Raw genomic sequence first — 19,322 nt, forward strand, 5'->3', positions numbered from 1 at the left:
CGCGGCTACAGGGTGCGCAGCAGCACCGCCGGCTGCTCCACGCAGTCCGCCACGTATCGGAGGAAGCCGCCCGCCGTTCCGCCGTCGCACACCCGGTGGTCGAAGGTGAGGGACAGCTGCACGACCTGACGTACGGCCAGCTCGCCCTGGTGAACCCAGGGCTTGGGCATGATCCGGCCGACGCCGAGCATCGCCGCTTCCGGGTGGTTGATGATCGGCGTCGAACCGTCGACCCCGAACACCCCGTAGTTGTTCAGCGTGAACGTGCCCCCGGTCAGCTGGGCCGGGCTGAGCTTCCCGGTCCGCGCCAGCTCGGTGAGCCGGGCGATCTCGGCCCCGATCGACTCGGCGTTACGGGTGTGCGCGTCCCGGACGACCGGAACGACGAGGCCCCGCTCGGTCTGGGCCGCGAACCCGAGGTGCACGCCGGGCAGCCGGACGATCTCCCGGGCCTCCGTGTCCACGGTGGAGTTCAGCTCGGGGAACCGTGCCAGCGCCGCAGTGCAGATCCTCGCCAGCAGGGCCAGGACCGACACCTTCGGCCCGGCGGACGGGCCCGTGGCGGCGTTCATCGCGGCCCTGACCGCCATCAGCTCGGTGGCGTCGGCGTCGACCCAGCAGGTGGCGTCGGGGATCTCGGTGCGGCTGCGCGACAGCTTGTCGGCGACCGCTCCGCGCACCCCGCGCAGCGGAATGCGTTCGGCGGCCGAAGCTACGGACACTCCGTTCGAGGCACCGGCCACGGCTGCCGCCGGTGCCTGGGCCTGCGCCGCACGTGCCGTCGCCGCCGCGGTCTCCTCCGCCGTCCGGATCGCACGGTCGACGTCGGCACGCAGGATCAGCCCGTCCGGGCCCGAGCCCGTCAGCCGCCGCAGGTCGATGTCGTGCTGCCGGGCCAGCCGGCGTACCAGCGGAGAGACCACCGGCACGGGGCCCTGCCGGTCCGTCGCGAGAACCGCTGCCGGGGCGGGGACCGCAGCGGGAGCCGTGGCCGGAGCCGTGACGGACGCCGTCGCCGGGGCGGTCACGACGACGTCGGCCGCCGCCCGGTCGAGCCGGTCCGGACGGATGCGCCGACGACGGGCGGCCGGTGCGCCGGTCCCGTACCCCACGAGCACGTTCCCCGACCCGCCCGAGGACTCCTTGTCGGAGCCGACAGAGCCGTCGGATCCGGCAGACGCGGTGGAGCCGGAGGAGGTGGAGTCGGAAGAGGAGGACGACGGGGACGCGCCGGAGAGGTCCAGCCCCTCCGTGGCTCCGACCGCGACCGTCAGCAACGGTGCGCCGACCGGAAGTTCCGTGCCCTCCTCGCCGAACCGTGCGGTCACCACGCCCCCGTAGGGGCAGGGCACCTCCACCATGGCCTTGGCCGTCTCGACCTCGACGACGGGCTGGTCGATGGCGACGACGTCGCCGACCTCCACCAGCCAGCGGACGATCTCCGCCTCGGTCAGTCCCTCACCGAGGTCCGGCAGCTTGAATTCGAGCACCTTGGCCATCAGCTGTCCGCCTCCCACTGCAACCGGGCCACCGCGTCGAGCACCCGGTCCACTCCCGGCAGATGGTGCCGCTCCAGCATGGGCGGCGGATAGGGGATGTCGAACCCGGCCACCCGCAGCACCGGGGCCTCCAGGTGGTGGAAGCACCGCTCGGTGATCCGGGCCGCGATCTCGCCGCCGGGCCCGCCGAAGCCGGGGGACTCGTGGACGACGACCGCCCGCCCGGTGCGGCGCACCGACCCGGCCACCGTCTCGTCGTCGAACGGCACCAGCGAGCGCAGGTCCACCACTTCGAGGTCCCAGCCCTCGGCGAGGGCCGCTTCGGCGGCCTCCATGCAGACCGGCAGGGCGGGCCCGTACGTGATCAGGGTGGCGCTGCGCCCGGGACGGCGCACCACGGCCCTGCCGATCGGCTCGACCGCGGCGGGGGCCTCGGGCGACCAGTCGGCCTTGGACCAGTAGAGCCGCTTCGGCTCCAGGAAGATCACCGGGTCGTCGGAGGCGATCGACTCCCGCAGCAGCCCGTACGCGTCCTCCACCGTGGCCGGGGTGACGACGTGCAGGCCGGGGGTGGCCATGTAGTACGCCTCGGAGGAGTCGCTGTGGTGCTCGACCCCGCCGATGCCGCCGCCGTACGGCACGCGCACGGTGATCGGCAGCGGCATGGCCCCGCCGGTGCGGTTGCGCATCTTGGCGACATGGCTCATCAGCTGCTCGAACGCCGGATAGGCGAACGCGTCGAACTGCATCTCCACCACGGGCCGCAGCCCGTACATCGCCATGCCGACGGCCGCGCCGAGGATGCCCGCCTCGGCCAGCGGGGTGTCGGTGCAGCGGTCGTCGCCGAACTCCTTCGCCAGCCCGTCGGTGATCCGGAAGACACCGCCGAGCGTGCCCACGTCCTCACCGAGCACATGGACGGTGGGGTCCTCGGCCATCGAGTCGCGCAGCGCGCGCCCGAGTGCCTGCGCCATCGTGGCCGGTTTCGCCTTCACGGGGCGACCGTCGGCCGTCACTGCCGCGGTGGTCATCGTCCTGCCTCCGGGCCGTGCTCGTCGTGATCCTGTTCGGCGTCCAGCTCGGCGCGCAGGGCGGCGGCCTGCTCCCGGAGCTGGCTCGTCTGCTCGGCGTACACATGGGTGAAGAGGTCCATCGGGGCCAGCTCCGGATCCGCGTTCATCCGGTCGCGCAGGGCGGCGGCCATCCGTTCGGCGGCCTCCTTCGTCTGCTCGATGCCCGCGTCGTCCAGCAGTCCGCGCTCCCTCAGCTCGCGCTCCAGGAGCCGCACCGGGTCGTGTGCCTTCCACGCCTCGACCTCGCTGTCGACCCGGTAGCGGGTGGCGTCGTCGGCGTTGGTGTGGGCCTCCATGCGGTAGGTGACCGCCTCGACCAGCGTCGGGCCCTCGCCGCGCCGGGCCCGCGCCACGGCCTCGCTCAGCACCTGGTGCACCGCGGCGGCGTCGTTGCCGTCGACGAGGCGGCCCGGCATCCCGTATCCGACGGCCTTGTGGGCGAGGGAGGGGGCGGCGGTCTGCTTGGCCAGCGGCACGGAGATCGCGAAGCCGTTGTTCTGGACGAAGAAGACGACCGGGGCCTTCCAGACGGCCGCGAAGTTCAGCGCCTCGTGGAAGTCGCCCTCGCTGGTGCCGCCGTCGCCGACCATGGCGAGCGCCACCACGTCGTCGCCCTTGAGCCGGGCGGCGTGCGCCAGCCCCACGGCGTGCGGGAGCTGGGTGGCGAGCGGGGTGCACAGCGGGGCGATGCGATGCTCGCGCGGGTCGTAGCCGGTGTGCCGGTCGCCGCGCAGCAGGGTCAGCGCCTCGACCGGGTCCAGGCCGCGCGCGACGGCCGCCAGGGTGTCGCGGTAGCTGGGGAAGAGCCAGTCGCGCTCCTCCAGGACCAGGGCGGCGGCGATCTCGCACGCCTCCTGGCCGGTGCTCGACGGGTAGACCGCCAGCCGGCCCTGCTTCGTCAGCGCGGTCGCCTGGGCGTTGTAGCGACGCCCGCGCACCAGCTCCGCGTGGAGCCGGAGCAGCAGCTCGGGGTCGACGTCGGCGACCGCGTCCGTACCGAGCACCCGGTAGGGCTCCGGGTCCGGGAGCAGCGGGGCGGGGTCGGTGATCGGCTTCCAGGCCGGGGGCGGCGTGGGCCGGTAGGCGGCCGCGCCGGGCAGCTCTTGGACCGTCATGAGAAGCACCTCCTGGCATCGAGGGAGATCGAGGATGTCGATCGGGGGTCGATATGGAGCGAGATGTCGAGGGGTAGGCGGGGCACGGATGTGGTGTGCCTCACCTACCGATTGTTCGGTCGCAAGGGCATTTTGGCTACAGGCGCCGCCAGCCTGTGGACAAACGGTTCTCCACAGCCTGGGATGGGGGCAGGTCGTCCACGACAGGGAGGCACGGGCCGATGGCAGCTGAACAAATGGCCGACAAGGGCGAGGAGCCGGGCCAGGCGTCGTCCGCCGCGACTCCGTCGGCAGCGCCCTCGGCCGTACCGCCTGCGGGCCCGGCCTGCCCGGCGTCGGAGCCGCCCCCGGTTCCGCCCGCCCGGCCGCTGGACGCCATCGACCGCGACATCCTGCGCATCCTCCAGACGGACGGCCGCGCCTCGATACGGTCCGTGGCCGAACGGGTCCATGTCTCGCGCGCCAACGCCTACGCCCGGATCAACCGGCTCGTCGAGGACGGCGTGATCCGCGGCTTCGGCGCCCGGGTCGACCACGAGCGGGCCGGCCAGGGGGCGTCCGCGTACATCACGCTCAAGATCGTGCAGAACTCCTGGCGCACCGTGCGCGAGCAGCTTCAGGCGCTGCCCGGGGCCACGCACATCGCTCTGGTCAGCGGCGACTTCGACGTACTGCTTCTGGTGCACACGCCGGACAACCGGGCGCTGCGCGAGCTGGTCCTGACCCGGATCCAGTCCATCCCCGAGGTGCTCTCGACGCGCACGCTGCTGGTGTTCGAGGAGACGGACCTCGGGCCGCGCCCGGACCGGCCCGCCGAACTCGCCTGACCGCGCCGTCTGCGGCAGGCGGACGGCCCGGCAGGCGGACGGCCCGGCAGGCGGATGACCCGGCAGGCTCAGCGGGTACCGCTCGCCCGCATTCCCTCGAAGGCCAGCTGGACGACCGTGTCCGCGAGCTGCTCCTCCCCGGGGAAGCCGCCCGGCTGCGGCCGGTACCACTCGACCAGCGAGTTCACCATGCCGAACAGCAGCCGGGTCGCCAGCCGTATGTCCACGTCCGCCCGCAGATCGCCCTCGGCCACCGCTGCCTGGAGCAGCTCCGACACCCGCTGGTCGAACTCGCGGCGCCGCTCCAGCGCCCACCGCTCCGTCTTGGTGTTGCCGCGCACCCGCAGCAGCAGGGTGACGTAGGGGACCTCCGCCATCAGCACGTCGACGGTCCGGCGCGTGACGTACTCGACCCGTTCGACCGCGCGCCCGCGCTGCGCCCCCGGTTCGTCAAGGATGGCGAAGAGCCCGTCGAGCGCCCGGCTCACGGCCCGGCGCAGCAGCTCCTCCTTGCCCGCCACATGGTGGTAGATGGAGGATTTCGAGATGCCCGCCGCCCGGGAGAGATGCTCCATGGACGTGCCGTCGTAGCCGCGCTCGTTGAAGACACGGACGGCGACGGTGAGCAGGGTCTCCGGTGTGTACGTGTCCCGCTTGGCCGTGGTCATGTCCGCGATCCTCCCCCATGAGGGATCAGCCCCGCACAGGCGGGGACCATCGACGTTGTCCACAGGTTCCCCGGGCCCTCTTGTCCCGACCGATCGTTCGGTTACTCTAACTCCGTCCGTACGTCCCCGCCCGGCTCGATGAGGAGTTGGTCCGCCATGGCCTCCGCGCTCACCCCCCAGCAGCTGTCCGAGACCCACAGGACCACGCTCGACCAGGCCCTCGACGTGATCAGTACCCGCGCGTACTGGTCACCGCACCCCGAGCACCCGAAGGCGTACGGCGAGGGCGGCGCCCCGGGCAGCCTCGGTGCGGCCGAGGGCAAGGCCGCCTTCGACGCGCTGCTGGGCGCCCGGTTCGACCTGGGGCAGCCGGGCACCGACGGCTGGACCGGCGGCGAGGTCTCGCCGTACGGGCCGGAGCTCGGCATCGAGTATCCGCACGCCGACCTGGACGTCCTGCTGCCGGCGATGAAGGCCGGCACGGGCGCCTGGCGGGCGGCGGGACCGGAGATCCGGGCCCTGGTCTGTCTGGAGATCCTGGCGCGGATCAGCGCCCGCACCCATGAGCTGGCCCACGCGGTGATGCACACGAGCGGCCAGGCCTTCATGATGGCGTTCCAGGCGGGCGGCCCGCACGCCCAGGACCGCGGCATGGAGGCCGTGGCGTACGCCTACCGGGAGCAGGTCCGCACCCCGGAGACCGCCGACTGGTCGAAGCCCCAGGGCAAGCGCGATCCGCTGAAGCTGCACAAGTCGTTCATCACGTCCGGCCGCGGCGTCGCGCTGGTCATCGGCTGCAACACGTTCCCCACCTGGAACGGCTACCCGGGTCTGTTCGCCTCCCTCGCCACGGGCAATCCGGTGCTGGTCAAGCCGCACCCGCGCGCCGTGCTCCCGCTGGCGCTCACGGTGTCGATCGCCCGCGAGGTGCTGAGCGAGGCGGGCTTCGACCCGAATCTGGTCGCGCTGGCCGCCGAGCGGCCCGGCGAGGGCATCGCCAAGACCCTGGCGGTCCGCCCCGAGATCCGGATCATCGACTACACCGGCTCGACCGCCTTCGGCGACTGGCTGGAGGAGAACGCCCGCCAGGCCCAGGTCTACACAGAGAAGGCCGGCGTCAACACGATCGTCGTCGACTCCACCGACGACTACCGGGGCATGCTGGCCAACCTGGCGTTCTCGCTCTCGCTGTACAGCGGCCAGATGTGCACCACCCCGCAGAACCTCCTGATCCCCCGAGACGGCATCGCCACCGACGACGGCGCCAAGTCCTACGACGACGTGGTCGCCGACATCGCGGCCGCCGTCACCGGACTGCTCGGCGACGACGCCCGCGCGTCCGCCCTGCTCGGCGCACTGGTCAACCCGGACGTCAGGGGCCGGGTGGAGGGGGCCGGCGAGCTGGGCGAGGTGGCCCTGCCCTCGCGTGCGGTCGCCAACGCCGAATTCCCCGACGCGGTCGTGCGTACGCCGGTCGTCGTGAAGCTCGACGGCACCAAGCCCGACGACGGCGCGGCCTACCTCTCGGAGTGCTTCGGACCGGTGTCCTTCGCCGTCGCCGTCGAGTCGACGCCCGCCGCCCTGGACCTCCTGCGCCGCACGATCCGCGAGAAGGGCGCCATGACGGTCGGCGCGTACACCACCTCCCCCGAGGTGGAGCGCGCGATCGAGGAGGTATGCCTGGACGAGTCGGCCCAGCTCTCGCTGAACCTGACCGGCGGGGTCTACGTCAACCAGACCGCCGCGTTCTCCGACTTCCACGGCTCGGGCGGCAACCCGGCGGCCAACGCGGCCCTGTGCGACGCGGCCTTCGTCGCCAACCGCTTCCGCGTGGTGGAGGTGCGCCGCCAGGCGTAGGCGCTACCGGCGGGGGTCCGGGACGTCGGCGTGGCGCTGCACCCACGCGTGCATCGCGATGGCCGCGGCGGCGCCGGCGTTGATGGACCGGGTCGAGCCGAACTGGGCGATCGAGCACACCATCGTGGCGTGCTCGCGCGCTTCCTCGGTCAGGCCCGGGCCCTCCTGCCCGAACAGCAGGACGCAGCGGCGCGGCAGCTCGGTGCGCTCCAGCGGTACGGCGCCGGGGAGGTTGTCGATCCCGATGATCGGCAGCCCCTCGGCCGCCGCCCACGCGGTCAGGTCCGCCGTATCGGGGTGGTGGCGCACATGCTGGTAGCGGTCGGTGACCATGGCGCCGCGCCGGTTCCAGCGCCGCCGGCCCACGATGTGGATCTCCTTGGCCAGGAAGGCGTTGGCGGTCCGCACCACCGATCCGATGTTGAAGTCGTGGCCCCAGTTCTCCACGGCCACGTGGAAGTCGTGCCGCCGCAGGTCGAGATCGGCGACGATCGCCTCCCGTGTCCAGTAGCGGTACGCGTCACCGACGTTGCGCCGGTCGCCCTGGGCCAGCAGCTCGGGGTCGTAGCGCTCGCCCTCGGGCCAGGGCAGCGGGTGCGGCCCGACACCGATCGCCTGGCCGTAGCCGTCGTCGTACTGGAGGGGCTCCGTCGCAACGGGTTCCGCCGGGACGGGCCCCTCCGGGGGCTGCTGGGTTCTGCCGGTCTCACTGCTCACCCGACGAGCGTATGGCCCCCGCCGCCGCCCTGGCGCCGGGGCTCCTCCGTACCGCCGTGGCCGTCCTTCGCCGGTCCGGCCTCCGGTGGGTCAGCGGGTCCGTGCGCGGTGCCGGGCGTCGCGGGTGCTCCGGGCTTCCCCGGTGTACGGATGCGGCCGGGCAGCCGGGAGAGCAGTCGCCGCCTGCCGTTCGTGACCCGGACGCCCAACCACACGAGGAAGGCCGTCGGCAGGAACACGGCGTCGGCCGCGATCATCGCCATGGAGAAGAACGGCAGCCCGAGCAGCAGGGCGATCCCCGCGTGCTCGGCGATCATCGCGACCAGCAGGACGTTCTTGACCCGCCGGTTGAACAGCGTGAAGGGGAAGGCGACCTGGACGATGACCGTGCCGTACGTCAGCACCATCACCATCAGCCCGCTGGCGCCCAGGATGTCCGACAGGGCGGGCCACGGGGTGAAGTAGTCGAGGTTGAGCGGGTAGTAGAGCGCGGTGCCGTCCTGCCAGCGCGTGCCCTGGATCTTGTACCAGCCGGCGGTCGCGTAGATCAGGCAGACCTCGGCCATGATCACGGCGAGCGTGGCGTTGTGCGCGAGGTTGGCCAGCACGTCGAGCAGGGTGCGGGGCTCGCCGTGCGGCGAGTAGCGGTTCACGGCCCACCAGGCCGCGGCGGAGAGCCAGAGGATCCACAGCAGGGTCGGGAGCCACCAGGTGCCGCCGAGTCCGCCCATCAGCGTGGCCGCGACCAGGACGGGGCCGAGGAGCACCCAGAGCACCGGGCCCACGATGTCCCGCAGCGGCGGCAGACCCTCGGCGGCACGCCGCGCGTTGGCCGCCGCACGGCGGGCGTCCAGCGACCAGACCTGGGCGCAGCGCGTCAGCACCAGGTAGATCGCCATGAGGTGGACGACGTTGTCGCCGCCGTCGCCCATGAAGATGCTGCGGTTCTGCACCGAGAGCACGCCGACCATGAACAGGACGGACATGGTCCGGGTCCGCCAGCCGACCATCAGCGCCGCCGCGGACAGCAGCGTGAGGACGTACACCGCCTCGAACCAGACCGCGCTGTCGGTCCACATCAGGACGGAGAAGGCCTCGTTGCCGTCCGTGAGCTGTCGGGCCAGATCCCAGTGCCACGGGCTGTCCGGGCCGTACAGCTCATGGCGGTGCGGCAGCTCGCGCAGCAGGAAGAAGAGGTAGGTGGCGGCGAAGCCGATCCGGACGACGGCGCTCTGGTACGGGCCGAGGGCCGAGGCGGTGACGCGCTGAAGGCGACGTGCCAGACCGCCGCCGGGGCCGCCGACACCTTGAGGCCGGGGCCCAGCCGACCGGGGCCCGGTCAGCTGTGAGGCGGGGTTCTGCGGGGCCGGGTTCTGCGGGTTCTGGGGCGAGGGGATGGTCACTGGTTCGCCTCCGCGCGCGCCGCGTCCCGGCGCTGTCCCGCCGCATGCTCGGGAAGATCGTCGGGGGTCACGGTCCACCAGGGGAGTACGCGGTAGACGGGCCGGGTGCTGATCTTCTCGGTGCTCCACGGGGGCGGGGCGATGGAGCTGGTGGCGGAGCGGAGCTGGATGCGTTCGATCGTGCCGCCGTAGTCGCGCTCGCTCAGCCGCAGCATCGCGATGCGCCGCACATAGCGCTCGGAGAGATCTCCGCGCAGGCCGTTGGGGCGGTTCTCGCTGTCGTGGGAATTGACGTAGAAGTCCCAGCCCCGGCGGAGCTCGTTCTGGTCCACATGGCTGGGGAAGAGGTTGCCGCGTATGCCTTTGGCGTCCTCGTGGGTGAGGTTCATCCACCGCGTGGTGCGCCGGCCGTCGGCCCCCAGCACATCGGCCCGCACATGGACGGCGACGTTCTGCTGGAGCGGGTTGGGCGCGAAGAGCTTCCAGTTCTGCTCGAACTCCGGGTAGATCCAGCGGTCGATCGTTTTCCCGTGCTCTTTGGTCACCGTGTTCGACGGGGCGACGTGCAGGAACACCATGGCCACCTGCGTACAGGCGAGCAGTCCGATCAGGGACAGCGCCAGGGCCGCGACCACCTGGTAGGGAGTGGAGAGGCCGGCTATGCCCCGGCCGGTGACCAGGGGATCCGCCACCGGCGTCGAGGTCCTCGGGGGCGTCGGCGGTATGGCTTCGGGGGTGTCCCGCGCTTCCGCCGACCGGTTCGACGCCTGCGGCCAGGCGTCCTTACCCCCGCCCGCAGAGCTCCTGTCGTGGTCCGAATCCATCCCGCCCCGCTCACCGTCGATCACCACTCAGTTATCCACAGGGTTGACACCCTACGGGCCTCCGACTCACCATTGAAGCCAAGGAACCGAACGATCGGTCGGTAGGGAGCCCGGGATGGCGGCAGTGACTGCGGACCACACGACGCAGAAGACGCTCGGCACGGTGGACGGGGCGGAGGCGGAGGCCGCGGACCACCTCGCGGTCTTCGACGCGGCCGTGGCGGCGGACGAGCGGATCGAGCCGCGCGACTGGATGCCCGACGCCTACCGGGCGACGCTGGTCCGCCAGATGGCCCAGCACGCCCACTCGGAGATCATCGGCATGCAGCCCGAGGCCAACTGGATCACCCGGGCGCCCTCGCTGCGCCGCAAGGCGATCCTCATGGCCAAGGTGCAGGACGAGGCGGGCCACGGCCTGTATCTCTACAGCGCCGCCGAGACCCTGGGCACCAGCCGCGAGGAGCTGCTCGACAAGCTCCACGCGGGCCGCCAGCGCTATTCGTCGATCTTCAACTACCCCACGCTGACCTGGGCCGACGTCGGCGCGATCGGCTGGCTGGTGGACGGCGCCGCGATCACCAACCAGGTGCCGCTCTGCCGCTGCTCCTACGGCCCCTACGCCCGCGCGATGGTCCGTATCTGCAAGGAGGAGTCGTTCCACCAGCGCCAGGGGTACGAGCTGCTGCTCGCCCTCAGCCGCGGCACCGAGGCCCAGCACGCCATGGCCCAGGACGCGGTGAACCGCTGGTGGTGGCCCTCCCTGATGATGTTCGGCCCGCCCGACGACGCCTCGTCCCACTCCGAGCAGTCCATGGCCTGGAAGATCAAGCGGCACTCCAACGACGAGCTGCGCCGGCGCTTCGTCGACATCTGTGTGCCCCAGGCCGAAGCGCTGGGCCTGGAGCTCCCGGACCCCGACATCCGGTGGAACGAGGAGCTGGGCAGCCACGACTTCGGCGCGATCGACTGGACGGAGTTCCAGGAGGTCCTCAAGGGCAACGGCCCCTGCAACGAACAGCGGATCAGCCAGCGGCGCCGGGCCCACGAGGATGGCGCCTGGGTCCGGGACGCGGCGGCCGCGTACGCCGCCAAGCACGCCCCGGCACAGACATCGCCCCGGACACCGGCACCGGCATCAGCCCAGGCATCGGCATCGGCATCGGCATCGGCATCGGCATCGGCATCGGCACAGACCAGCGCGCCCGCGCAGCATGTGGAGGAGACGGCATGAGCAGCTCGACCGACTGGCCCCTGTGGGAGGTGTTCGTGCGCTCGCGGCGCGGACTGTCCCACACCCATGCGGGCAGCCTGCACGCGCCGGACGCCGAGATGGCCCTGCGCAACGCCCGCGACCTCTACACCCGCCGCTCGGAGGGCGTCTCGATCTGGGTGGTCCCGTCCACCGCGATCACCGCCTCCTCCCCCGACGAGAAGGACTCCTTCTTCGAGCCGGCCGGCGACAAGCCCTACCGCCACCCGACGTTCTACGAGATCCCGGACGGGGTGAAGCACCTGTGAGCGCCGCACTCGCCCTCGGCGACGACGCGCTGGTGCTCTCGCACCGGCTGGGGGAGTGGGCCGGCCACGCCCCCGTCCTGGAGGAGGAGGTGGCGCTCGCCAACATCGCCCTGGACCTGCTGGGGCAGGCGCGGGTGCTGCTCTCGCTCGTCGGCGACGAGGACGAGCTGGCCTACCTCCGTGAAGAGCGAGCCTTCCGCAACCTCCAGCTGGTCGAGCAGCCGAACGGGGACTTCGCCCGCTCCATCGCCCGGCAGCTCTACTTCTCGGTGTACCAGCACCTGCTGTACGGGCGGCTGGCCGCCGGGGACGGCGAGTTCGCCGGCCTGGCGGGCAAGGCCGTGAAGGAGGTGGCCTACCACCGTGACCACGCCGAGCAGTGGGTCCTGCGGCTCGGCGACGGCACCGAGGAGAGCCACGGCCGGATGCAGAGCGGCCTGGACGCGCTGTGGCGGTTCACCGGCGAGATGTTCCAGCCGGTCGAAGGGCTCGATTCCCCGGACTCCGGTGTCGACTGGGAGGAACTGCGGAGCAGTTGGCTCGCCATCGTCACCGATGTCGTCGAGCGCGCCACCCTGACTCTTCCGGCGGGCCCGCAGTCCGGGGGCTGGGCGGCGGGCGCGGGCCGGCAGGGCCTGCACACCGAGCCGTTCGGCCGCATGATCGCCGAGATGCAGCACCTGCACCGCAGTCACCCGGGGGCGTCATGGTGACCGACACCCGGCTGGAGGCCGAGCTGCGCGACCTGGCCGGCTCCGTGCCCGACCCCGAGCTCCCGGTGCTGACCCTGGCCGAGCTGGGCGTCGTGCGGGACGTCACGGTGGACGGCCCGGGCCGGGTGACCGTGCGGCTCACCCCGACGTACACCGGCTGCCCGGCGATCGAGGCGATGTCCGCCGACATCGAGCGGGTGCTGCACGACCACGGCGTCCCGGAGGTCTCCGTGGTCACGGTCCTGGCCCCGGCCTGGTCGACGGACGACATCAGCGCCGAAGGCCGCCGCAAGCTCACCGAGTTCGGCATCGCCCCGCCTCGCGCCCACAGCGCGGACGGCGGACCCGTGCCGCTGACGCTCTCGGTGCGCTGCCCGCACTGCGGCTCCACGGACACGGAGCTGCTCAGCCGGTTCTCCTCCACGGCGTGCAAGGCCCTGCGCCGCTGCGTCGCCTGCCGTGAACCGTTCGACCACTTCAAGGAGTTGTAGATGTTCCATCCGCTCCGGGTCAGCGCGATCGAACGGATCACGGACGACGCGGTGGCCGTGACCCTCGCCGTGCCGGCCGAGCTGCGCGAGACCTTCCGCCACACCCCCGGCCAGCATCTGAACGTGCGCTACAGCGTGGACGGCCAGGAGGTCCGCCGTTCGTACTCGATCTGTGCACCGGCCACCGAGCAGCCCGGCGAACCGGTGCTGCGGGTGGGCATCCGCATGGTCGAGGGCGGGGCGTTCTCCACGTACGCCCTGAAGGAGCTGGCCGTCGGGGACCAGGTGGAGGCCATGCCGCCGATGGGCCGCTTCGTCCTGAAGCCGCGCCCGGGCCTCTTCGCGGCGGTGGTCGGCGGCAGCGGCATCACCCCGGTGCTGTCCATGGCGGCCACCCTGCTCGACCGGGAGCCGACGGCCCGGTTCTGCCTGGTCCGCAGCGACCGCACGGCGGCCTCGACGATGTTCCTCGACGAGGTGGCCGACCTCAAGGACCGGTATCCGGACCGCTTCCAGCTGGTCACCGCGCTCTCCCGGGAGGAGCAGTCGGCCGGGCTCCCCTCCGGGCGGCTGGACGCCGAACGGCTCACCGGCCTGCTGCCCGCCGTCCTTCCGGTCGCGGAGGTGGACGGCTGGTTCCTGTGCGGGCCGCTCGGTCTCGTACGGGGCACGGAGAAGGCACTCAAGACGCTCGGCGTCGACCGGTCCCGGGTCCACCAGGAGATCTTCCACGTCGACGAAGGCCCCGCCGACGTGACGGTGGTCAAGGTCGCCGCCCCGTCCGACTCCGTGCTGACGGCCACGCTCCACGGCCGCTCCGGCAACTGGCCCGTGCAGGACTCCGAATCACTGCTGGAGACGGTGCTGCGGAGCCGCTCGGACGCTCCGTACGCCTGCAAGGGCGGGGCCTGCGGGACCTGCCGGGCGTTCCTCGTCTCGGGCGAGGTCCGGATGGACCGCAACTTCGCCCTGGAACCGGAGGAGACGGAGGCGGGCTTCGTGCTGGCCTGCCAGTCACATCCGCTCACCCCGGAGGTGGAGCTGGACTTCGACCGCTGAGGCCCAGCGGGCCACCGCGCTGTTCCCTTCCCGTAGAACCTGTTCTATCCAGACGACCCGTCAGGTCGTGCAGGGGCAACGGGAGGCTGGGACAGTGGACTTCACCTTCACCGAGGAGCAGCAGGCGGCCGTCGAGGCGGCCAGGGCCGTCTTCTCGGATGTCGCACCCGACCGCGTGCCCAGTCCCGCCCTGACCCCGGGCGCCGTGGCGGAGGACATCGACCGGCAGCTGTGGCACGAGCTGGCGCGCACGGACCTGCTCGGGCTCACCCTGTCACCGGATCACGGCGGCGCGGGGCTCGACCCGATCGCGCTCTGCCTGGTCCTGCGGGAGTCGGCCAAGGTGCTGGCCAGAGTCCCGCTGCTGGAGAGCTGTGCGGTGGCGATGGCCGTCCAGCGTTACGGCGATCGCGCCCTCGCGGCGGAGTTGCTGCCCCGGGCCGGCCGGGGCGAACTGATCCTGACCGTCGGTGCCAACGGACGCAGCGGCCACGATCCGGCCGAACTCGCCGTCACCGCACGGCCGTACGGGGAGGGCAGCGAGGCGGGCGACGGAGAGACCGACGCATCGGCCGGGGGCTCCGGCTGGATGCTCGACGGGGTCCAGTCCGCGGTCCCCTGGGCCCAGGCGGCCGACTGGATCGCCGTCCCCGCGCACACCACCGGAGGCCGCCCGGTCCTCGCCCTCGTGCCCCGTACCCGCGACGGCGTCACCCTGGCGGACCAGGTCTCCACCAGCGGTGAACGCCTGGCCGAGGTCCGGCTCGACGCCGTGCGCGTGGAAGCACGCGAGCTGATCGACGCGGCCGACTGCTGGGACTGGCTGCGGTCCCTGCTCACCACGGGGACGTGCGCACTGGCGCTCGGGCTGGGCGAGCGGGTGCTGGCGATGACCGCCGAATACACCGGTAAGCGCGAGCAGTTCGGGTTCCCGGTGGCGACGTTCCAGGCGGTGGCGGTGCAGGCCGCCGACCGGTACATCGATCTACGGGCGATGGAGGCGACCCTCTGGCAGGCCGCCTGGCGGATCTCCACCGACGCCGGGGGCCCGCTCCCGGCGGCGGGCGATGTCGCCGTGGCGAAGATCTGGGCCTCCGACGGCGTGCGCCGCGTCGTGCAGACCGCCCAGCATCTGCACGGCGGCTTCGGCGCGGACACCGACTACCCGCTGCACCGCTTCCACGCCTGGGCGAAGCAGATCGAACTCTCCCTCGGCCCTGCGGCGGCCCACGAAGAGGCGCTGGGAGACCTGCTGGCCTCCCACCCGCTCGGCTGACACCGCCCGGGCCCGAAGGACCGGCTCAGAGGACGAAGGCGGGCGTCCCGTTGTCCGTGACCATCGGGCGGCCGGCGCCGTCCCAGGCCTGCATGCCGCCGTCGATGTTCACCGCGTCGATGCCCTGCTGGACCAGGTACTGGGTGACCTGAGCCGAACGGCCACCGACCCGGCACATCACATACACGCGCCGACCGTCCTCGGCCGTCTCGGTCAGCTCGCCGAACCGGCCCACGAAGTCGCTCATCGGGATGTGCAGCGCACCCTCGACGTGACCGGCCGCCCACTCGTCGTTCTCACGGACGTCCAGGACGAAGCCGTCCGACGGCACCGCCGCGGCGTCCACCGAGGGCAGCGGGGCGAAATTCATGGGTCATGCCTTCTCTCGTACATACGCGGAAGAGTCGTCCACTCGCGGAGGAGTCATCCGGAACGCTACTGCACCCCGCCTGCCGCACCCTGCCCACTGCGCCTACCGCGTCATCTCCGCGAGCTCGGCCTCGCGCCGGGACACCTCGCCCAGCAGCTGCTCCGCGATGTCCTCCAGCAGCTGGTCGGGGTCGTCCGGGGCCATCCGCAGCATCGAGCCGATCGCGCCGTCCTCCAGCTCCTTGGCGAGCACCGTCAGCAGCTCCTTGCGCCGGCTGAGCCACTCCAGCCGGGCGTAGAGCTCCTCGCTCTCGCTCAGCGGGGCCGGTGGCTGCACCGGTCCCGCCGCCCACTCCGCCACGAGCTCCTTGAGCAGTTCGACGTCGCCGCGCCCGTAGGCGGCGTTCACCCGGGCGATGAACTCGTCCCGGCGCTGGCGCTCCACCTCGTCCTGGGCGAGGTCCGGGTGCGCCTTGCGGGCCAGCTCCCGGTAGAGCCTGCGGGCCTCCTCGCTCGGCCTGACCCGCTTCGGCGGCCGGACCGGCTGCTCGGTGAGCATGGCCGCGGCCTCGGGGGAGAGGCCGTCGGTGTCCATCCAGTCGTGGAACAGCTCGTCGACCCCGGGCATCGGCATGACGACCGCCCGCGCCTCGCGCGCCTTGCGCTCGTCCTCCGGATCCCCGGTCCTGGCCGCCCGCGCCTCCGCGATCAGCGCGTCCAGCTCGTCGAGGCGGGCGTACATCGGGCCGAGCTTCTGGTGATGCAGCCGGGAGAAGTTCTCGACCTCCACCCGGAAGGTCTCCACCGCGATCTCGAACTCGATCAACGCCTGCTCGGCGACCTGCACCGCCCGCGCCAGCCGCGCCTCGGGACGCGGCTCGGCGTCCTCGGGTCCGTCGGGCTCCCCGGCAGCGGCGCCCGCGGCACCGGCAGCGTCCGCCGCTCCAGGCGCGTCCTCCGCTTCAGAGGCGGGCCCGGGCGCGTCCTGCGCTTCGGAGGCGGGCCGGGGCGCGTCCGGCCGGTCGTTCTCCTGCCGGTCGTTGTCCTGCCGGTCTTCATCGTTCCGGGTGGTCGGCACCCCGGCGGCTTCGTGGGTCACCCGTCCAGCGTATGGCCACGACCCGGCCCCACGGCACACGCGGTGGGACCGGCCCCGGGGCCCGGCGCCTCCGGAACCGGGCCCCACCGCCTCACGGATCCGTCATACACCGAACTCGGCGGCCAGCCTGCCCGCCTTGATCGCCCGCAGCAGATCGGCGTGATCCGCTTCCGTACGGTCGGCGTACGTCACCGCGAACGCGGCCACCGCCTCGTCGAGCTCGTCGTTCTTGCCGCAGTAGCCCGCCAGCAGGCGGGGGTCTGCGCTGTGGGCGTGCGCCCGCGCGAGCAGCGCGCCGGTCATCCGCCCGTAGTCGTCGACCTGGTCGGCGGGGAGCGCGGCGGGATCCACGCTGCCCTTGCGGTTCCGGAACTGCCGGACCTGGAACTGCCGGCCGTCTACGTCGGCCCAGCCGAGCAGGATGTCGCTGACGACCTGCATCCGCTTCTGCCCGAGCACCACCCGGCGGCCCTCGTGCGCCACCTCCGGCACGTCGAAACCGACCGCGGGCAGATAGGGGGCGAGCACCGAAGGGCGTGCCTCCTTCACCTGGAGGACCAGCGACTCCCCGCGGTGGTCGAGCAGCAGCACCACATAGGACCGGGTTCCCACACTGCCGGTGCCGACCACCCGGAACGCCACGTCGTGGATCGTGTACCGGGCCAGCAGCGGCACCCGGTCCTCGGAGACGGTGGAGAGATAGCCGCCGAGACCGGCGGCCACAACCGCGGCCTCGGCGTCCGGCACCCGGCGCAGCACGGGCCCGGCGTCGACGAAGCGCCGGCCGCCGTCCGGGCACTCCTCGGTGGACCGGGCGGCGAAACGGGCGCTGGTGTTGCTGCGGGCCTTCTCCGAGACCCGCTCCAGGGTGCCGACCAGGTCACGCGCGTCCGTGTGCGAGACGAGCTCCTCGTCCGCGATCGCGTTCCAGGCGTCGAGCGCGGGCAGCTTGGCCAGCAGCCGCATCGTGCGCCGGTAGGCGCCGACGGCGTCGTACGCGCCCCGGCGGCAGGTGTCCTCGTCGGCCCCGGCGGCCCGGCCCGCGAGCACCAGGGAGGTGGCGAGGCGCTTCAGGTCCCACTCCCACGGCCCGAAGACCGTCTCGTCGAAGTCGTTCAGATCGATGACCAGGCTGCCCCGGGCATCGCCGTAGAGGCCGAAGTTGGCCGCGTGCGCGTCGCCGCAGAGCTGGGCTCCCACGCCGGTGACCGGGCTGCCCGTCAGGTCGTGGGCCATCAGCCCGGCGGCACCCCGCAGGAAGGCGAACGGGGTGGCGGCCATCCGGCCCACCCGTATCGGCGTCAGACCCGGCACGCGGCCCCGGTTCGACTCCTCGACGGCCCGCACCGCGTCCGGCCGTCCCGGCGGCAGTACCAGTGAGGCGTGCGAGGACCGCGGCACCCGGTCGCGGAGCGCCTTGCCCACGGCCTTCGGCGAACTCGCTGCCCCAGGGCGGGCGAACCCTGGCACGACAGGAATGCGCGGATCCGGCTCCTCGGCACGCTGTTCAGGCATCGTCGTCCCGGTTGCGCCCATGGAGCGTCGCCTCCCCCACCCTCGTACACGCTCTTCGGCTGCCCGGCTGTCCCGCCCGGCCAGCAGCCCTGCCCAGCAGCGGCCGAGCACGACGGTACCGCCGATTCGGCAGCCTGTATCAGCAACCGCTGCCGGACTCCGGCGCCAGATAGATGTCCGCCCACTGCCCCAGTTCCTTGAGCGCGGGCTCCATCGCGGCGCCGGCCTCGGTGAGCCGGTACGCGACGCGCAGCGGCGGTCCCTCGTCGACCTCGCGGATCACCAGGCCGGCCGTGCCGAGCTCGGTCAGCCGGTCCGAGAGCATCCGCTCGCTGATCCCGGGAATCGCCCGGCGCAGCTCGGCGAAGTGCACCGGTCGCTGCAGCAACACCGAGACGATCGGGCCGGTCCAGCGCTTGCCGAACAACTCGAAGACGCGACTGATCCCCACATCGACCCGCTGACAGGCCTGTTCGCCGTGATCCGCCATACCCCTAGCGTACTGCGCCGCCGTGGGCAGCTTACTAAAAATAAGTAGCTGTGGTATTAGTAGTTACGTACGGAATGGATACCACCCGGACGCCCGTGAGGTCCCATCGCCCCACCCGCGCCCCCTTCCCCTCTCTGTGGAGATCCCCATGGCCACGCTTCTGCACCTCGACTCCGCTGTCTTCCCCCAGGGCTCCGCCTCCCGCGACGTCACCGCCGCGTTCGTCGAGGCCTGGCGCGAGCAGCACCCGGACGGCACCGTCGTCCATCGCGACCTGGCCGCCGATCCGCTGCCCCACCTGGACGCCGGCGCCACCGCCGCGGGCGCCGACGACCCGCTGCGCCGGGAGCTGGCCGACGAACTGGCCGCGGCGGACGCCGTCCTGATCGGCGCACCGATGTACAACTTCACGATCCCGTCCACCCTCAAGGCCTGGCTGGACCAGGTGATCATCGTCGGGCACAACGCGGGACCGGACTCCCCCGTCGCCGGAACCCCGGTGACCGTCGTCGCCAGCCGCGGCGGTTCGTACGCGCCGGGCACCCCGCGCGAGAGCTTCGAATTTGTCCAGAATTACTTGGCGAAGGTGTTCGCGGGCATGTTCTCCGCCGAGGTGGACTTCATCGTTCCGGAGCTGACCCTCGCCCACTCGCAGCCCTCGATGGCCGAACTGGTCCCGCTCGCCGAGGCTTCCCGCGCCCAGGCGCTCGACGACGCCCGGGCGAAGGCGAAGGCCCTCGCCACCCGCCTCGCCGCCTGAGAGAACCGCAGACCCAAAGAAAGCGGCGGGGCCGCGGAGCTCTACGAGC

The 19,322-nt window shown here is 72.3% G+C and carries 20 protein-coding genes; 9 read left to right on the top strand and 11 right to left on the bottom strand.

Features of this window, described 5'->3' with window-relative positions:
* Nucleotides 1-5: 5 nt before the first annotated feature.
* Genes ACFWM7_RS11960 through pdhA form a run of 3 tightly spaced genes read right to left on the bottom strand, consistent with a single transcriptional unit; the run spans nucleotide 6 to nucleotide 3,687 of the window.
* The gene (locus tag ACFWM7_RS11960) at nucleotides 6-1,499 is read right to left on the bottom strand and encodes a dihydrolipoamide acetyltransferase family protein (protein ID WP_383258646.1); all 1,494 of its coding nucleotides are present in this window, start codon (nucleotides 1,497-1,499) and stop codon (nucleotides 6-8) included.
* Nucleotides 1,499-2,530: an alpha-ketoacid dehydrogenase subunit beta gene (locus ACFWM7_RS11965; RefSeq protein ID WP_383258653.1), complete on the bottom strand. Its 1,032-nt coding sequence runs from the start codon at nucleotides 2,528-2,530 to the stop codon at nucleotides 1,499-1,501. The genes ACFWM7_RS11960 and ACFWM7_RS11965 overlap by 1 nt, the downstream gene beginning before the upstream one ends.
* Complete coding sequence (gene pdhA / locus ACFWM7_RS11970) at nucleotides 2,527-3,687, bottom strand: pyruvate dehydrogenase (acetyl-transferring) E1 component subunit alpha (RefSeq protein ID WP_383258659.1); 1,161 nt, start codon at nucleotides 3,685-3,687, stop codon at nucleotides 2,527-2,529. The genes ACFWM7_RS11965 and pdhA overlap by 4 nt, the downstream gene beginning before the upstream one ends.
* 221 nt (nucleotides 3,688-3,908) lie before the next feature.
* On the opposite strand from pdhA, the gene ACFWM7_RS11975 reads away from it, so the two are divergent.
* Nucleotides 3,909-4,514, top strand: a complete 606-nt coding sequence (locus tag ACFWM7_RS11975) for an Lrp/AsnC family transcriptional regulator (RefSeq protein WP_383258664.1) — start codon at nucleotides 3,909-3,911, stop codon at nucleotides 4,512-4,514.
* 68 nt (nucleotides 4,515-4,582) lie between these two features.
* Here the strand turns inward: ACFWM7_RS11975 and ACFWM7_RS11980 are convergent, their stop codons facing one another.
* Nucleotides 4,583-5,182, bottom strand: a complete 600-nt coding sequence (locus tag ACFWM7_RS11980; RefSeq protein WP_205083547.1) for a TetR/AcrR family transcriptional regulator — start codon at nucleotides 5,180-5,182, stop codon at nucleotides 4,583-4,585.
* Between the two features lie 156 nt (nucleotides 5,183-5,338).
* Here ACFWM7_RS11980 and paaN point away from each other — a divergent pair, with 156 nt between their 5' ends.
* Complete coding sequence (gene paaN / locus ACFWM7_RS11985) at nucleotides 5,339-7,039, top strand: phenylacetic acid degradation protein PaaN (RefSeq protein WP_383258668.1); 1,701 nt, start codon at nucleotides 5,339-5,341, stop codon at nucleotides 7,037-7,039.
* A 3-nt stretch (nucleotides 7,040-7,042) separates the two neighbouring features.
* Here paaN and ACFWM7_RS11990 read toward each other — a convergent pair whose 3' ends face one another.
* The 3 genes from ACFWM7_RS11990 to ACFWM7_RS12000 are packed head-to-tail and all read right to left on the bottom strand — an operon-like array spanning nucleotide 7,043 to nucleotide 9,983.
* On the bottom strand, nucleotides 7,043-7,756 hold the full coding sequence (locus tag ACFWM7_RS11990; RefSeq protein WP_383258672.1) for a TrmH family RNA methyltransferase: 714 nt from the start codon (nucleotides 7,754-7,756) through the stop codon (nucleotides 7,043-7,045).
* Nucleotides 7,753-9,159, bottom strand: coding sequence for an HTTM domain-containing protein (locus tag ACFWM7_RS11995; RefSeq protein ID WP_383258676.1), 1,407 nt, complete (start codon nucleotides 9,157-9,159; stop codon nucleotides 7,753-7,755). The genes ACFWM7_RS11990 and ACFWM7_RS11995 overlap by 4 nt, the downstream gene beginning before the upstream one ends.
* Entirely contained in the window at nucleotides 9,156-9,983 is an 828-nt protein-coding gene (locus ACFWM7_RS12000; protein WP_383258720.1) for a DUF5819 family protein, read from the bottom strand. The genes ACFWM7_RS11995 and ACFWM7_RS12000 overlap by 4 nt, the downstream gene beginning before the upstream one ends.
* Before the next feature lie 115 nt (nucleotides 9,984-10,098).
* On the opposite strand from ACFWM7_RS12000, the gene paaA reads away from it, so the two are divergent.
* The 6 genes from paaA (at nucleotide 10,099) to ACFWM7_RS12030 (ending at nucleotide 15,040) form a co-directional block, all read left to right on the top strand.
* Nucleotides 10,099-11,214, top strand: coding sequence for a 1,2-phenylacetyl-CoA epoxidase subunit PaaA (gene paaA, locus ACFWM7_RS12005; RefSeq protein ID WP_383258681.1), 1,116 nt, complete (start codon nucleotides 10,099-10,101; stop codon nucleotides 11,212-11,214).
* Nucleotides 11,211-11,501 (top strand): 1,2-phenylacetyl-CoA epoxidase subunit PaaB, encoded by a 291-nt coding sequence (paaB, locus tag ACFWM7_RS12010; RefSeq protein ID WP_010060350.1) that lies wholly within the window; start codon nucleotides 11,211-11,213, stop codon nucleotides 11,499-11,501. Before paaA ends, paaB begins: the two co-directional genes overlap by 4 nt.
* Entirely contained in the window at nucleotides 11,498-12,214 is a 717-nt protein-coding gene (paaC, locus tag ACFWM7_RS12015) for a 1,2-phenylacetyl-CoA epoxidase subunit PaaC (protein ID WP_383258689.1), read from the top strand. The genes paaB and paaC overlap by 4 nt, the downstream gene beginning before the upstream one ends.
* Nucleotides 12,208-12,705, top strand: a complete 498-nt coding sequence (gene paaD, locus ACFWM7_RS12020; RefSeq protein ID WP_383258695.1) for a 1,2-phenylacetyl-CoA epoxidase subunit PaaD — start codon at nucleotides 12,208-12,210, stop codon at nucleotides 12,703-12,705. The genes paaC and paaD overlap by 7 nt, the downstream gene beginning before the upstream one ends.
* On the top strand, nucleotides 12,706-13,764 hold the full coding sequence (locus ACFWM7_RS12025; RefSeq protein WP_383258697.1) for a 2Fe-2S iron-sulfur cluster-binding protein: 1,059 nt from the start codon (nucleotides 12,706-12,708) through the stop codon (nucleotides 13,762-13,764).
* 94 nt (nucleotides 13,765-13,858) lie between these two features.
* The gene (locus ACFWM7_RS12030) at nucleotides 13,859-15,040 is read left to right on the top strand and encodes an acyl-CoA dehydrogenase family protein (RefSeq protein ID WP_383258700.1); all 1,182 of its coding nucleotides are present in this window, start codon (nucleotides 13,859-13,861) and stop codon (nucleotides 15,038-15,040) included.
* A gap of 25 nt (nucleotides 15,041-15,065) precedes the next feature.
* On the opposite strand, the gene ACFWM7_RS12035 is transcribed toward ACFWM7_RS12030, so the two are convergent.
* The 4 genes from ACFWM7_RS12035 to ACFWM7_RS12050 form a co-directional block, all read right to left on the bottom strand.
* Entirely contained in the window at nucleotides 15,066-15,410 is a 345-nt protein-coding gene (locus ACFWM7_RS12035; protein ID WP_383258702.1) for a rhodanese-like domain-containing protein, read from the bottom strand.
* A 102-nt stretch (nucleotides 15,411-15,512) separates the two neighbouring features.
* Nucleotides 15,513-16,508, bottom strand: coding sequence for a hypothetical protein (locus ACFWM7_RS12040; protein ID WP_383258705.1), 996 nt, complete (start codon nucleotides 16,506-16,508; stop codon nucleotides 15,513-15,515).
* Between the two features lie 102 nt (nucleotides 16,509-16,610).
* On the bottom strand, nucleotides 16,611-18,023 hold the full coding sequence (locus ACFWM7_RS12045) for a DUF2252 domain-containing protein (protein ID WP_383258708.1): 1,413 nt from the start codon (nucleotides 18,021-18,023) through the stop codon (nucleotides 16,611-16,613).
* A 139-nt stretch (nucleotides 18,024-18,162) separates the two neighbouring features.
* Nucleotides 18,163-18,513, bottom strand: a complete 351-nt coding sequence (locus tag ACFWM7_RS12050; protein ID WP_383258711.1) for a winged helix-turn-helix transcriptional regulator — start codon at nucleotides 18,511-18,513, stop codon at nucleotides 18,163-18,165.
* Nucleotides 18,514-18,661: 148 nt separating this feature from the next.
* On the opposite strand from ACFWM7_RS12050, the gene ACFWM7_RS12055 reads away from it, so the two are divergent.
* Nucleotides 18,662-19,273, top strand: coding sequence for an FMN-dependent NADH-azoreductase (locus ACFWM7_RS12055; RefSeq protein ID WP_383258714.1), 612 nt, complete (start codon nucleotides 18,662-18,664; stop codon nucleotides 19,271-19,273).
* The last annotated feature ends 49 nt before the right edge of the window (nucleotides 19,274-19,322 follow it).

The sequence above is a fragment of the Streptomyces sp. NPDC058375 genome (assembly GCF_042723425.1).
Classification (GTDB): domain Bacteria; phylum Actinomycetota; class Actinomycetes; order Streptomycetales; family Streptomycetaceae; genus Streptomyces; species Streptomyces durocortorensis.

Coding starts and splice junctions, on each gene's coding strand:
- ACFWM7_RS11960 (WP_383258646.1), bottom strand. CDS start 1,499: ATGGCCAAGGTGCTCGAATTCAAGCTGCCGGACCTCGGTGAGGGACTG.
- ACFWM7_RS11965 (WP_383258653.1), bottom strand. CDS start 2,530: ATGACCACCGCGGCAGTGACGGCCGACGGTCGCCCCGTGAAGGCGAAA.
- pdhA (WP_383258659.1), bottom strand. CDS start 3,687: ATGACGGTCCAAGAGCTGCCCGGCGCGGCCGCCTACCGGCCCACGCCG.
- ACFWM7_RS11975 (WP_383258664.1), top strand. CDS start 3,909: ATGGCAGCTGAACAAATGGCCGACAAGGGCGAGGAGCCGGGCCAGGCG.
- ACFWM7_RS11980 (WP_205083547.1), bottom strand. CDS start 5,182: ATGACCACGGCCAAGCGGGACACGTACACACCGGAGACCCTGCTCACC.
- paaN (WP_383258668.1), top strand. CDS start 5,339: ATGGCCTCCGCGCTCACCCCCCAGCAGCTGTCCGAGACCCACAGGACC.
- ACFWM7_RS12000 (WP_383258720.1), bottom strand. CDS start 9,983: ATGGATTCGGACCACGACAGGAGCTCTGCGGGCGGGGGTAAGGACGCC.
- paaA (WP_383258681.1), top strand. CDS start 10,099: ATGGCGGCAGTGACTGCGGACCACACGACGCAGAAGACGCTCGGCACG.
- paaB (WP_010060350.1), top strand. CDS start 11,211: ATGAGCAGCTCGACCGACTGGCCCCTGTGGGAGGTGTTCGTGCGCTCG.
- paaD (WP_383258695.1), top strand. CDS start 12,208: ATGGTGACCGACACCCGGCTGGAGGCCGAGCTGCGCGACCTGGCCGGC.
- ACFWM7_RS12025 (WP_383258697.1), top strand. CDS start 12,706: ATGTTCCATCCGCTCCGGGTCAGCGCGATCGAACGGATCACGGACGAC.
- ACFWM7_RS12035 (WP_383258702.1), bottom strand. CDS start 15,410: ATGAATTTCGCCCCGCTGCCCTCGGTGGACGCCGCGGCGGTGCCGTCG.
- ACFWM7_RS12045 (WP_383258708.1), bottom strand. CDS start 18,023: ATGCCTGAACAGCGTGCCGAGGAGCCGGATCCGCGCATTCCTGTCGTG.
- ACFWM7_RS12050 (WP_383258711.1), bottom strand. CDS start 18,513: ATGGCGGATCACGGCGAACAGGCCTGTCAGCGGGTCGATGTGGGGATC.
- ACFWM7_RS12055 (WP_383258714.1), top strand. CDS start 18,662: ATGGCCACGCTTCTGCACCTCGACTCCGCTGTCTTCCCCCAGGGCTCC.